11 protein-coding genes are annotated in these 12961 nt (G+C 55.0%); 9 read left to right on the forward strand and 2 right to left on the reverse strand.

Going from position 1 to position 12961, the window contains the following annotated elements:
• Positions 1-78 precede the first annotated feature (78 nt).
• The 6 genes from ACTQ1N_RS07820 (at position 79) to ACTQ1N_RS07845 (ending at position 7437) form a co-directional block, all read left to right on the forward strand.
• On the forward strand, positions 79-723 hold the full coding sequence (locus ACTQ1N_RS07820) for a GTP pyrophosphokinase (RefSeq protein WP_441956222.1): 645 nt from the start codon (positions 79-81) through the stop codon (positions 721-723).
• Positions 698-1375, forward strand: coding sequence for a response regulator transcription factor (locus tag ACTQ1N_RS07825; protein WP_441956223.1), 678 nt, complete (start codon positions 698-700; stop codon positions 1373-1375). Before ACTQ1N_RS07820 ends, ACTQ1N_RS07825 begins: the two co-directional genes overlap by 26 nt.
• A gap of 21 nt (positions 1376-1396) precedes the next feature.
• The gene (locus ACTQ1N_RS07830; RefSeq protein ID WP_441956224.1) at positions 1397-2788 is read left to right on the forward strand and encodes a sensor histidine kinase; all 1392 of its coding nucleotides are present in this window, start codon (positions 1397-1399) and stop codon (positions 2786-2788) included.
• Between the two features lie 93 nt (positions 2789-2881).
• Positions 2882-5329 (forward strand): glycoside hydrolase family 3 C-terminal domain-containing protein, encoded by a 2448-nt coding sequence (locus ACTQ1N_RS07835; RefSeq protein ID WP_441956225.1) that lies wholly within the window; start codon positions 2882-2884, stop codon positions 5327-5329.
• A 32-nt stretch (positions 5330-5361) separates the two neighbouring features.
• Entirely contained in the window at positions 5362-5538 is a 177-nt protein-coding gene (locus ACTQ1N_RS07840; protein ID WP_441956226.1) for a DUF6472 family protein, read from the forward strand.
• A gap of 75 nt (positions 5539-5613) precedes the next feature.
• Entirely contained in the window at positions 5614-7437 is a 1824-nt protein-coding gene (locus ACTQ1N_RS07845; RefSeq protein ID WP_441956252.1) for an AAA family ATPase, read from the forward strand.
• 90 nt (positions 7438-7527) lie between these two features.
• Here ACTQ1N_RS07845 and ACTQ1N_RS07850 read toward each other — a convergent pair whose 3' ends face one another.
• Positions 7528-8151, reverse strand: coding sequence for an ECF transporter S component (locus ACTQ1N_RS07850; RefSeq protein ID WP_441956227.1), 624 nt, complete (start codon positions 8149-8151; stop codon positions 7528-7530).
• A 154-nt stretch (positions 8152-8305) separates the two neighbouring features.
• The gene (locus ACTQ1N_RS07855; RefSeq protein ID WP_441956228.1) at positions 8306-8887 is read right to left on the reverse strand and encodes a M48 family metallopeptidase; all 582 of its coding nucleotides are present in this window, start codon (positions 8885-8887) and stop codon (positions 8306-8308) included.
• A 140-nt stretch (positions 8888-9027) separates the two neighbouring features.
• Here ACTQ1N_RS07855 and ACTQ1N_RS07860 point away from each other — a divergent pair, with 140 nt between their 5' ends.
• From ACTQ1N_RS07860 to pflB, 3 genes are all read left to right on the forward strand, one after another.
• The gene (locus tag ACTQ1N_RS07860; protein ID WP_441956229.1) at positions 9028-9720 is read left to right on the forward strand and encodes a Crp/Fnr family transcriptional regulator; all 693 of its coding nucleotides are present in this window, start codon (positions 9028-9030) and stop codon (positions 9718-9720) included.
• Between the two features lie 104 nt (positions 9721-9824).
• Positions 9825-10556, forward strand: a complete 732-nt coding sequence (pflA, locus tag ACTQ1N_RS07865) for a pyruvate formate-lyase-activating protein (RefSeq protein ID WP_441956230.1) — start codon at positions 9825-9827, stop codon at positions 10554-10556.
• On the forward strand, positions 10556-12820 hold the full coding sequence (gene pflB, locus ACTQ1N_RS07870) for a formate C-acetyltransferase (protein ID WP_441956253.1): 2265 nt from the start codon (positions 10556-10558) through the stop codon (positions 12818-12820). The genes pflA and pflB overlap by 1 nt, the downstream gene beginning before the upstream one ends.
• The last annotated feature ends 141 nt before the right edge of the window (positions 12821-12961 follow it).

Here is a 12961-nt window from a genome sequence, read left to right on the forward strand (position 1 = left end):
GAATATAATGAACGGCAAGCCGCAAACAGACCATACATTCCGGGCCGGGGCGTATGGTCTGCAGACAGAGGAACAGGAATGGCAGGAATATACGGAGAATTCGCTGAGACGCTTCAGAAAGTGATGGATCAGCTGGCCGGGGAGCTTTCAGATTACAACAATGAGGTAAAGGAGAAAACCGGGGACGGGATCTACGAGCATCTGCTTGGCCGGATCAAGTCGGAGGAGAGCATGCGGGAGAAATGCGACAGAAGAGGCATTCCTCAGACGGCCGAAAGCGCGCTGCGTGTCATGACGGACTCGGTCGGCCTCCGCGTCATCACCCGGTTTATCGATGACATCTATCAGATTGTCGGGTTTTTGAGGAAGCTTCCGGGTGTCACGATTGTGCAGGAGAAGGACTATATCCGGCATGCCAAGCCGAATGGATACCGGAGCTATCATGTCATCCTGGACAGGGAGGTGCCGTATCCGGACATAGATGGCAGACAGCCTGGTCATTACTATATAGAAGTGCAGCTGCGAACCATCGCGATGGATTCATGGGCGAGCCTGGAGCATCAGCTCAAGTATAAGAAAAACATCGGGAACGAAGAACTGATTGTGAAGGAACTGAAAAGGTGTGCGGATGAGCTGGCGGGCTGTGACCTGTCGATGCAGACCATTCGGAATATGATCCGGGAGGAAGAAAACGGGGATGAGGATACTGCTTGCAGAGGATGAGCAGCAGCTGTCGAGAGCAGTCGCTGCGGTGCTGAGCCATATGGGATATGAGGTGGATGTCGCGGAGAACGGTCTTCGGGCTGTGGAGCTTTCCAGGGAAAAGACCTATGACTGTATGGTCTTTGACATCATGATGCCTGTCATGGACGGAATCGAGGCCCTCCATCAGATACGGCAGAGCGGCGATGTGACGCCGGTCATCATGCTGACGGCCAAGTCTGAGGTCAGTGACCGGGTCACAGGACTCGATGCGGGAGCGGATGATTACCTGACAAAGCCCTTCGCGATCGCTGAGCTGGCTGCCCGGATCCGCTCTCTGATCCGGCGCAATGACTCCTATACGCCGAAGGTGATCTCCTGCGGCAATGTCAGCCTGGACACGACAGAGCTGGAGCTGAAGGCGGAGAATTCAGTCCGGCTTTCCGAGAAGGAAATGCAGCTGATGGAGCTGCTGATCCTCAATTCCGGAAAGGAGCTGACGGCTGCACAGATTCACGACAAAATCTGGAAGGATGATGAAAACACACCGGAAGGGGTTGTCTGGATGTACATCTGTTATCTCAGAAACAAACTGGAGGCGGTCGCAGCGAATGTCACGATCCTTGGCGGAAAGGAAGGCCCGTATTCGTTGAAGGAAAGGGCGGCCTTGTAGAGAAGCAGGGAGGCAGGCGGCATGGAGAAAAAACTGAAGAGAAAATTTATCCTGTTAGGGGTTGCTGCGGTTCTGATCCTTCTGCTGCTGGTCGGGGCGGGATTTCATTATTTCTCCTACCGGCAGATGTACCGGTCCCTGGATCTGACGCTTTCCTACGTCATCAATCATTCTGACGCCTATGAGGAAGGGTCGGGAACCGCATCGAACTCTGAGAAAGAGGGGACAGGAGAGGGAACGGAGGCCGAGACAGAGGGGCTGATCATTACCGGAATCAAGGATGGAGATGTGTCGGTGAAAACCCTGCCGGAGGATGAACACAATCTGCTGGAAAAACTGGTCATCGGTTTCCGTGATTTTGGAGATTCAATCGCCGGCAATGTGGAACTCACGCCCGAGAGCCGGTACAGGATGCGGTATTTCCTGATTACCCTGGATGAGAATGGAAATGTTGAGAAAACAAGTCTGTCTCATATTGCAGAGATCAACGAAGAGACTGCAAGGCAGCTGGCCCTGAATCAGTACAGGGTCCATAAAAAGAGCGGAATGATTGAATATGCCCGCTCCAGTTACTATTATAAGTCCGTGCCCCAGCCGGACGGCCGCACAGTGATCGGATTTCTGGAATGTACGCAGGAAGTACGGAGCGTCAATGCCATGCGGGCGATCACACTCCTGGTCTGCATGTTCGTCGTGGTGCTCTTCGTTGTGATTCTCAGGCTGCTGTCGCGGCGTGCGATCGCGCCCTACGTGGAGAATATCATCAGCCAGAAGCAGTTTATCACGAATGCGAGCCATGAACTCAAGACGCCGCTTGCCATCATATCGGCGAATGCCGAGGCAATCGAGATGATCAATGGCAAAAGTGAGTGGACAGATAACATCCTGGCGCAGGTCAGACGTTCGACCGGCCTGATCAACAGTATGCTCGCCCTGGCGAGGATGAGTGAGACACAGAAGATCGAACTGACACAGGTCGGGCTGAGCGATGTCGTGCGGGAAAGCGTCACGGACTTTCTGCCGGTGGCCGGTCAGAAGGGGCGAAAACTGGAGTCAGAGATCGCAGACGGCATCTTTGTCATGGGAGACAGGAACCTGCTGATGGAGCTGAGCAATATCCTGATTGACAATGCCGTCAAATATTGCGATGATGACGGAACCATCCATGTTACGCTTCGTAAGAAGGGGAAGTCTGGCGCGGTCCTGTCTGTTGCAAATGACTATCAGGATGGCGCCGGTATGGACTGCAGCAGATTCTTCAGGCGGTTCTACCGGGGAGACAGCTCACACAACAGCGGCATGGAAGGACATGGAATCGGCCTTTCAATGGCAAAGTCGATCACGGAGAAGATGGGCGGCAGCATCGGTGCGGCGTGGAAAGATGGCATCATTACATTCACAGTCAGTCTGTGAATCTGTCCTGCTGCCGGCAGATTCTCCCGGTTTGGGGAAGAGGATGTACAGGCAGACGGATGATGAAGACAGCAGTTCATAAGGAGGAGAGAAATGAGTAAATGGCAGCGTTTCCGGTATCAGCCATGTCTTCCGCTTGGGGAGGACGGCAGGCGGGTGACAGGTTCCCCGTCACACATTGACCTGTCACGGAAAGCGGCATCTGAAGGGATGGTGCTTCTGAAGAATGAAGAGAACGCCCTTCCGCTCCGGAAGGGCGAACGGGTCGCTCTCTTCGGAAAAGGATCGGCTGATTATGTCAAGGGTGGCGGCGGATCCGGCGATGTGACATGCGCCTATGTCCGGAATCTGTGCGACGGGATGCGGCTCAAGGAGAAGGAAGGAAAAGTACAGGTCTTTGGAAAGCTGTCTGAGTTCTATGAACAGAATGTCAGGAAGCAGCTGGAGACCGGGGCGGAGCCGGGCATGACGGTGGAGCCGGAGCTTCCGGAGGCGCTTCTTCAGGAAGCGAGGGAACATGCAGATACGGCAGTTATCACCATCTGCCGGTTCTCCGGAGAGGGCTGGGACCGCCGGACCATCGTGAACAAGGATGATCCTTACAAACTTGATCCGACCGAACAGAGGATGTTTGACCTTTCAGCGAAGATCTTCCCGGATGGCGATTTCTATCTGACGGATGCAGAGAAAGAGCTGGTCCGACGTGTCACGGCCCTCTTTCCGAAGGTGATTGCGGTTCTGAACGTCGGCGGGATGGTTGACAGCGAGTGGTTCAGAAGCGATGGCCGGATTCAGGGCGCCCTTCTTGCATGGCAGGGAGGGATGGAAGGCGGTCTGGCCATGGCGGATGTGCTGACAGGCGATGTCAATCCGTCGGGTCATCTGACAGATACATTTGCGAAGGAGCTTGACGATTGTCCATCGACAGCCGGCTTCCACAAGTCGACAGCCTATGTCGATTATGAGGAGGATATTTACGTCGGCTATCGATACTTTGAGACCATTCCCGGAAAAAAGGAGCGGGTCAATTATCCGTTTGGATTTGGACTGTCCTACTCAGAGTTTGTGATGATGCCGACTTTTGCGTCCTTTACAGAGGAGGGAGGCGGCCAGATCCTGCTCTCTGTGAAGGTTACGAATGTTTCGCAGACCCCCGGAAAAGCGGTCGCACAGGTCTATGCGCAGATTCCGCAGGGAAAACTCGGGAAGCCTTCCAGGACACTGGTGGCGTTTGGAAAGACAGCGCTGCTTGGAGCCGGTGAGGCGCAGCAGATCGATCTGACCTTCCCCATCAGCCGCATGGCATCCTACGATGACACAGGAAAGGTTCAGAAGTCCGCGTGGCTGCTGGAAGCCGGAACGTACAGGTTCTATGTTGGAAATGATGTCCGGGACAATTTCCGGATCCCGTTTGAGTGGTCGCTGGAGCAGACAAGGATTCTGGAGCAGGAGAGCCCGAAGTGTGTTCCGCATAAACTGAAGCGGAGGCTGCTGTCGGACGGGAGCTATGAGGCTCTTGAGACAGATGAGAACGAGCGTCCGGAGACGGAGCTGGATTCTCCGGTACCAAAGGGGACGCTGCCGGCACCGACGGAGGACAGAAATGCCCGCCAGCGTTCCTTCCTGGAGCAGCTTGATCCGCATCTGGGCGGACACCGGATCCTGCTTGACGATGTCGCGGACGGAAGTCATACGCTGGACGAATTCATGGACCAGCTGACGCTGGATGAACGGATCCATCTGCTCGGCGGTCAGCCGAATCGGGGTGTTGCCAATACCTTCGGATTCGGAAATCTCGAACAGTATGGTGTACCGGATGTAATGACGGCGGACGGACCTGCCGGCGTGCGGTTCTGGCCGCAGTGCGGCGTGAATACGACAGCATTTCCATGCGCGACAGCCCTGGCGAGCACCTGGGATACCGGACTGATTGCGCAGGTCGGCGAGGCGGCCGCGCTGGAGGCAAAGGAGAACAACATCGGCGTCTGGCTGGCACCGGCAATCAATATCCACAGAAGCCCGCTGTGCGGAAGAAATTTTGAATACTGGTCAGAGGATCCGCTGATCGCAGGGAGGTGTGCAGGCGCGCTCGTACATGGCGTTCAGTCGCAGAAGATCGGAACGAGCCTGAAGCATTTCTGCTGCAACAACAAGGAGACAAACCGGAAGAATTCGGACAGCCGCGTCTCGGAGCGTGCGCTGAGAGAGATTTACCTCAAGGGATTCGAGCTGATTGTCAAGCACGAGCAGCCGTACACGATCATGACCTCCTATAACAAGATGAACGGCATCCACACATCGGAGAACCAGGAGCTTTTGACAGGCATTCTCCGTGGCGAGTGGGGGTTTCAGGGAATGGTTACGACCGACTGGTGGACAAACGGGGAACACTACCTCGAGGCGAAGGCCGGCAATGATCTCAAGATGGGCGCCGGTTTCCCGGAGCGGGTACGTGAGGCGTATGACCGCGGTCTGATTTCAAAGGAAGAAATCACGGCAGACGCACGCCGGATTCTGGCGACGATCCTGAAATTTGAGTGAGAAGACCATACGGCGGAAGGAAGGGGCATCAGATGGCAGGGAGATGCGATACATGCACATACAATGAATATGACGAGGAGGAAGACGCCTGTTTCTGCTCGGCAGACATGGACGAGGACGATTTTTACCATTTTATGCTTCAGGACCGCAGAACCTGTCCTTTCTACCAAAACAGCGATGAGTATGCAGTCGTCCGGCACCAAATGTAGAAGGACAGCTGCCGGCGGATCAGCTGCGGCAGCCGGTGTGTATTGACAGGCTGCCAGAAGGGGCCGGGACACTTGATGGACGAAGAGGAGACGAGAGAGGGAGCCCGTATGGAGAAGACGAAGACAATCGAGGAAGTACTTGGGGAAAATGGGCTTGCATTTTCTCCGAATATGGAAGCGCATTATATGAAGGAGCTGGAGGGAATCTGGAACGATGCCTGTGCGGAGAGCGGCGGGGAAGTGACAGATGCCCAGGTGGACGAGTATCTGGATGTTCTCAAGAAGATGGGGCTCGTGATTCCGGTGCACCGGGAGGAGCTTGATCGGGAGAAGGCCAGAAAGCAGGCCGTTGACCCGGAGGTTGCCCGGATGCGCCATGCGCTCGCCGAGGAGCGCAGGAAGGAAGCTCAGGCGATGCGGGAAGCGGAGGACAGACGGGAGGAAGGAAAGCCGAATCCGGACAGTGTCTACCGGATTTTTCCGGTCCAGAACAAGACAGACCTGAAGCACCAGGTCTTTCTGATCCTGACTGTTCCGGAGGGGGTGGATATTCCCCACCACATCAGTGGAGGGTTCATGAATCCGGAAAGGGCTCTTGCGTTCGAGTACTATGACGGCGGACCGAAGTTTCATATGTCCCGGCTGCAGATGACGGGGGCGGATATTCGTTTCCGGAAGATGTTCAGCTGGCTGGGCATTCATCATATCTCGGTGCGTCTTTCAGGCGCACAGGATGGCAGCTCCTTCTATGTCTACGGGGTCAAGGCTGTCGATCCGCCGAAGGACGGGGGCGGACTGACAACGACGGAGGACAACTTCCTCCAGTATATGGTGGAACGGCTTCGGACATCGATCATCCAGGCGGCGGAGGAAGAAGTGCCGGATCAGATGGCGATGAACGACCTCCCGGACATCGTGAATTTCATGGACTGCTGTGCGGATACTCTGCCGGCGAACATTCGTCAGTGGGCGAGAAAGAACATTGTGATTGCCGGCCAGGAGAGCGGCAATCCGGACGAGAGACGTCACGCAAAGCGGGCGCTCTCGATGATGCTGAACATCCGGTGGAAGAGCTCCTACTTTGATCCGATCGACCCGGCAGAGGCCAGGAGAATCCTGGATGAGGAGCTGTATGGTCTGGAAAAAGTCAAACAGAGAGTGATTGAGACCATCATCCAGATCAACCGGACCCATACGCTTCCGAGCTACGGACTCCTTCTTGCGGGACCTGCCGGGACCGGGAAGAGCCAGATTGCATATGCAGTCGCCCGGATCCTGAAGATTCCATCGGCGGTTTTTGATATGAGTACCGTGCGAGATCCGGAGGCACTGACCGGAACTTCGAGAATCTACACGAATGCGCGGCCCGGAAGAATTATGGAAGCCTTCTCGGCAACCGGTTCCTCCAATATCGTGTTTGTCATCAATGAGCTGGATAAGGCGGACAACGAGAACCAGAACGGGAATCCGGCTGATACGCTGCTGACCCTTCTGGATAATCTGGGATTCACGGATAATTACATGGAGTGTCAGATCCCGACGGGCGGCGTCTATCCGATTGCGACGGCGAATGACAAAAACCGAATCTCCGAACCTCTGATTTCCAGGTTTGCGGTTATTGACATCCCGGACTACACCAGCGATGAGAAGAAGATTATCTTCCGCGATTATTCCATGCCGAAGGTGCTGCGCCGGATGGGGATGAGGAAGGAAGAGTGCAGGGTGACGCAGGAGGCGGTCGATGCCATTATCGATCTGTACAAGAACCGCCCTGGCTGCCGCGATCTGGAACAGGCAGCGGAGCACCTGGCAGGCAATGCACTCTACGAGATAGAAACGCAGAAGGTCAGCGAGGTGGAGTTTGACGCAGAGAAAGCTGTAAGACTTCTGCGAGGCTGACCGATCACATACATAAGCATAAGGCCCTTCAGTAATCTGAAGGGCCTGAATCTTTAACGATTGGTTCTGATATAGGTTTGTTCTGCTTTATCAGCTCAGGCGGAAGAAGAGCCCTGCTTTTTTCAGCGGCACACGCAGTGCCAGGTACAGCAGAACCGTGATCACCAGGGAAACAGCCGCATTGATCGCTGTGACCGCGAAGTTGATCGCGAAGGTTACCTCGGCAGCCGGACGGCCGAGAATGAACAGTTTATAGAGATAGCGGAGTCCGGGGTCTGCAAATGTATTGAACAGAAGGCCTGCAGCGGAGGCGATCACCACCCACTGTGTCAGCTTTTTCTGGTTCTGCTGTGTGCTGATGTGTCCAAGTCTGTGTGCGATCAGGCCGGCGATCACGCCGATCAGAAGCTTGACGACGAAGGTGACAGGCGCTTCCACGATATAGACGGGATCGATCAGGTCACCGATTGTCAGACCGATGGCACCGCCAAGACCACCGTACAGCGGACCGAGCAGCAGGGCTCCGAGTACAACGAAGGCGTTTCCAAGATGAACGGACACCTTTCCGCCCGGGGTCGGAATCGGTATAGACAGGTACGTAAAGACCACATAGGTCAGGGCAGCGAAGATCGCCGCGAAAGCCAGCTTCTTCAGACGCAGGCTGCTGTCGGGAAGGCTTGCGCTGACAGTGTGTTCCAAATTCGTAGTTTTCATATCGGTTTCCTCCTCTTTTTTGAAACTGACCAGAGTATAGATCCGATCTGAACACATTGATATATCCAATATGCGATATTTTTATATGACCAGATTATAACCGGATTATGACCGGGGCAGCCGGCTTTTCGATCCTGATCTGTGTGGCAGAAATTCAGAGCAGACCGGCCTGTGCCATGATTTCGTCACGGTGGTTCTTCAGCCACCGGTGTCTTTCATCATAGTTCGGGCAGACACGGTATACCTGTCTGTAGAAGCGGTCTGAATGGTTCATTTCCAGGCGGTGGCAGAGCTCATGGATGATCACTGAATCGATGACATCGTCTGGCGCAAGCATCAGCAGTGTATTGAAAGCGAGGCTCCCGTCTGCCTTGCAGCTGCCCCATTTCGATTTATAGATACGGAATGTGATCTTTCCATATGTGACACCGACAATCGGGGCATAGCAGGAGACCCGCCCGGGGATATAAGCCACGGCGCGTGCATGAAGCTTCCGAAGCTCCGCAGAAGAGAGCGGCCGGACTTCTCTGGCCGTTTTTTCCCGTTCAAGGGAGTCGGAGAGCTTCTGAAGGACCCAGCCGGCATGTGTCTCCACAAACCGGACGATGGAATCCTCGGACTGGCGGTACGGGGCACGCACGAGAACCTTACCACGGCGGACGATCAGAGAAAGCGTCCGTCTGTCCGACCGGATGATCTGGTATGAAAACTGTCCTTTTTTACTTTTATGATCCATAATTGTTTTTATCGTTTTTTTGTGGAGCTGCAGATGCTGCGGACATCTGACAGACATAGAGCTTGCACTACACTCGCACAAATGGAGGACGCCGTCAAGCGCCTGCGCGCGCCAGCCGGTGTTTTGGAGGAATGGACCTGATGCGCAAAGCAGAGAATGAGAGGGGAACATGCATCAACTGCGGGAAGTGCTCGGGGGAGATGACGATCTTCGCCGGGGTCCCGGAGGAAAAGCGGAAACTGGTCACAGACCAGGGACGGCATCTTCACAAAAGAAAGGGCAGCTACCTGTTTCGGGCAGGCGAGCCGGTCGGCGATATCTGGATCCTGCGCAGCGGAAAGGTGAAGCTCTGCGTTAACAGTCCGGAAGGGCGCGAGATGATCATCGGCATCTTTGCCGGCGGGGAGGCCATCTGGGAAGGGCTGTTTCTGAACGGCAGCCTGTATCCGTACTCCGCAGTCTGCCTGACAACGGTCGACGTCTGTGCGATTCCGGTGCATGATTTTCAGACAATGCTGCAGGACACCAGCGTGGCCTGGAGCATCATCACCGTCCTGAGCCGGAAACTCCACGATGCAAATGAACGAAATATGATCCTCTCGGCAAAGGAGCCGGAGGTGCGCGTTGCCAAACTCCTGCTCTACGAGGTGGAACATGTTTCGGGCCCGGAGATCGACCTCCGGCTGGAGGACATTGCTGCCAGCCTGAACCTGAGGGCGGAGACTGTAAGCCGGAAGCTTCGGGAGATGGAGAAGGCCGGCATCCTGAAGCGGACGGGAAAGGGAAAGCTTCGCATCATCGATCAGGAAGCCATCCGGCAGCTGGCAGGCTGATTTTTATCATTCTTGATATGATTCTTGATTATAATCAATGATTATTTCCCTGTTTTTCAATAAGATAGGGCTGTACCAGATAACAGATCAAAGAAAGGCAGACTATGGTCGAAGGATACATCCATTCCACTGAGTCATTTGGCTCGGCAGACGGTCCGGGCGTCCGCTTCCTGGTCTTCGTCTCAGGCTGCAGGATGCGCTGCAGATACTGTCACAATGCGGATACCTGGCAGATGAAGAAGGGCACCCTCATGACAGCGGATGAACTGCTGGACCGGGCAGAGCGCTACAGAAGCTACTGGGGGCCGAAGGGCGGAATCACTGTCTCGGGAGGCGAGCCGCTTCTGCAGCCGGACTTTTTGCTGGAGCTTTTTACAAAGGCGAAGGCAAGAGGAATCAACACCTGCATTGATACGGCCCTGGAACCCTTCACGACACAGGAACCTTTCTTCCACACATTTGAAAGACTGATGGAAGTGACCGATCTGCTCCTGGCGGATATCAAACAGATCGATCCGGAACGCCATGAGGCACTCACCGGGAAGCCAAACGACAACATCCTTGCCTGCCTGGAGTACCTGTCCGGAATCGGCAAGCCGGTCTGGATCCGGCATGTGCTTGTTCCTGGATGGACGGACGACGACGGATACCTCAGGCGGACGGCACAGTTCATCAGCACCCTTCACAATGTTGAGAAGATCGAGGTCCTTCCGTACCACTCGCTCGGTGCGTACAAGTGGGAGGAACTCGGCATCCCGTATACACTGAAGGGAACCGTCAGCCCGTCACCGGAGCGGGTGAAGGAAGCAGAAGCCATTTTGAGAGGAGAAAGATGATGAGAGAAGAGTGGGCAGGTTTCAAGGGAAACAAATGGACGGATGATGTCAATGTCCGCCAGTTCATCCAGGATAACTATACACCGTATGACGGGGATGAAAGCTTTCTCGAAGGACCGACAGAAGCGACCGACAGGCTCTGGGGAAAGCTCCAGGAGCTTCAGAAGGAGGAACGCAGAAGAGGCGGCGTTCTTGAGTGCGAGACGGAGGTTGTCACAGGCCTGACGGCTTACGGTCCGGGGTACATCGATGATTCCATGAAGGATCTGGAGAAGGTTGTCGGTCTTCAGACAGACAAGCCGCTCAAGAGAGCATTCATGCCATACGGCGGCATAAAGATGGCGGAGGAAGCGGCGGAAACCTACGGCTACAAGATCAATCCGAAGTTCCACAAGATTTTCAACGAATATCACAAGACCCATAACCAGGCTGTCTTTGATGCCTACACCCCTGAGATGCGCGCGGCTCGCCATTCTCATATCATCACCGGACTTCCGGACACCTATGGAAGAGGAAGAATTGTCGGCGACTACCGCCGTGTCGCGCTGTATGGTATTGATTTTCTGATCGCAAAGAAGCAGGAAGACTTTGCCAACTGCGGGGACGGGACGATGACCGACGATGTCATCCGTCAGAGAGAGGAGATTTCCGATCAGATTCGCGCGCTGCGCGGCATGAAGGAGATGGCACAGGCCTACGGCTACGATATCTCGGGACCGGCGAAGGATGCCCATGAAGCTGTCCAGTGGCTGTACTTCGGATACCTCGCTGCGATCAAGACCCAGAACGGCGCGGCAATGTCCGTCGGCCGTATATCCACCTTCCTGGACATCTACATCAGCAGGGATCTTGCTGCAGGGAAGATCACCGAGAAGGAGGCGCAGGAGCTGATCGATCATCTGGTCATGAAGTTCCGTATGGTCAAGTTCGCGAGAATCCCGTCCTACAACCAGCTGTTCTCCGGCGACCCGGTCTGGGCAACGCTTGAGGTCGCGGGCTTCGGCATGGACGGCCGCCACATGGTGACCAGAAACGATTTCCGCTTCCTTCATACCCTCGAGAACATGGGACCGGCTCCGGAGCCGAACCTTACCGTCCTGTACACGAAGAAACTGCCTGAGAACTTCCGCCGCTACGCTGCGAAGATCTCTGTGAATACCTCCTCGATTCAGTACGAGAATGATGATGTCATGCGTCCGGTCTGGGGAGACGATTACAGCATCTGCTGCTGTGTGTCCGCAACGCAGACCGGCAAGGAGATGCAGTTCTTCGGTGCGCGTGCAAACCTCGCGAAGGCACTGCTGTATGCGATCAACGGCGGGAAGGATGAGAAGTTCCTCGACAAGCAGGGCCGCCACATGCAGGTCGGACCGGAGCTGGCGCCGATCACCTCCGAGTATCTGGACTACAATGAGGTCATGCACAAGTACGATCTCATGCTGGACTGGCTGGCAGGACTCTATGTCAACATCCTGAATCTGATCCAGTACATGCATGACAAGTATTACTATGAGGCAGCCGAGATGGCGCTCATCGATACCGATGTCAGAAGAACATTTGCAACCGGAATCGCCGGGTTCTCCCATGTGGTGGATTCCATCTCAGCAATCAAGTATGCAAAGGTGAAGACGGTCCGTGACGAGACCGGCCTTGTGGTTGATTACAAGATCGAAGGCGACTTCCCGCGCTATGGAAATGATGATGACCGTGCGGACGACATCGCGGTCTGGCTGCTGAAAACCTTCATGAAGAAGATCAGAAAGCACCATACCTACCGCAATTCAGAACCGACGACCTCGATTCTGACCATCACTTCCAATGTCGTGTACGGGAAGGCAACCGGGGCGCTGCCGGATGGAAGAGAAGCCTTCACTCCGTTTGCGCCAGGGGCTAACCCGGCATACGGGGCGGAGCAGAACGGACTGCTTGCATCCCTCAACTCCGTGGCAAAGGTACCGTATGAGTACGCACTGGACGGGATCTCCAACACCCAGACGATCAACCCGGGCGCGCTCGGACACTCGACTGAAGAACGCTCTGAGAATCTGGTCAATGTCCTTGACGGATACTTCGAGAAGGGTGCTCATCACCTGAACGTCAATGTCTTCGGCGTTGAGAAGCTGAAGGATGCGATGGAGCATCCGGAGAAGCCGGAGTACGCGAACTTCACGATTCGTGTATCCGGATACGCGGTCAAGTTCATCGACCTGACAAGAGAGCAGCAGCTCGACGTCATCGCGAGAACCTGCCACGACAGACTGTAATTGTAACAGAGAAAGCTGCCCAACCGGGAGATCCCGGAATGGGCAGCTTTTATTTTGTTTCGGGAGCTGCCTGAGGAGGTGCTTGTCTGGCAAATGAGAGGGGAACCTGGGAAAAACAATGCGCAGTTCCTGCAGGCCATA

This window comes from Porcincola sp. LCP21S3_C12 (assembly GCF_052118625.1).
Taxonomy (GTDB): Bacteria; Bacillota; Clostridia; order Lachnospirales; family Lachnospiraceae; genus Porcincola.

Bases quoted from the DNA above. Each gene is read 5' to 3' on its own strand.
- ACTQ1N_RS07860 (WP_441956229.1), top strand. From the start codon at position 9,028: ATGCGCAAAGCAGAGAATGAGAGGGGAACATGCATCAACTGCGGGAAG.
- ACTQ1N_RS07855 (WP_441956228.1), bottom strand. From the start codon at position 8,887: ATGGATCATAAAAGTAAAAAAGGACAGTTTTCATACCAGATCATCCGG.
- ACTQ1N_RS07825 (WP_441956223.1), top strand. From the start codon at position 698: ATGAGGATACTGCTTGCAGAGGATGAGCAGCAGCTGTCGAGAGCAGTC.
- ACTQ1N_RS07840 (WP_441956226.1), top strand. From the start codon at position 5,362: ATGGCAGGGAGATGCGATACATGCACATACAATGAATATGACGAGGAG.
- ACTQ1N_RS07820 (WP_441956222.1), top strand. From the start codon at position 79: ATGGCAGGAATATACGGAGAATTCGCTGAGACGCTTCAGAAAGTGATG.
- pflB (WP_441956253.1), top strand. From the start codon at position 10,556: ATGAGAGAAGAGTGGGCAGGTTTCAAGGGAAACAAATGGACGGATGAT.
- ACTQ1N_RS07850 (WP_441956227.1), bottom strand. From the start codon at position 8,151: ATGAAAACTACGAATTTGGAACACACTGTCAGCGCAAGCCTTCCCGAC.
- ACTQ1N_RS07835 (WP_441956225.1), top strand. From the start codon at position 2,882: ATGAGTAAATGGCAGCGTTTCCGGTATCAGCCATGTCTTCCGCTTGGG.
- pflA (WP_441956230.1), top strand. From the start codon at position 9,825: ATGGTCGAAGGATACATCCATTCCACTGAGTCATTTGGCTCGGCAGAC.
- ACTQ1N_RS07830 (WP_441956224.1), top strand. From the start codon at position 1,397: ATGGAGAAAAAACTGAAGAGAAAATTTATCCTGTTAGGGGTTGCTGCG.
- ACTQ1N_RS07845 (WP_441956252.1), top strand. From the start codon at position 5,614: ATGGACGAAGAGGAGACGAGAGAGGGAGCCCGTATGGAGAAGACGAAG.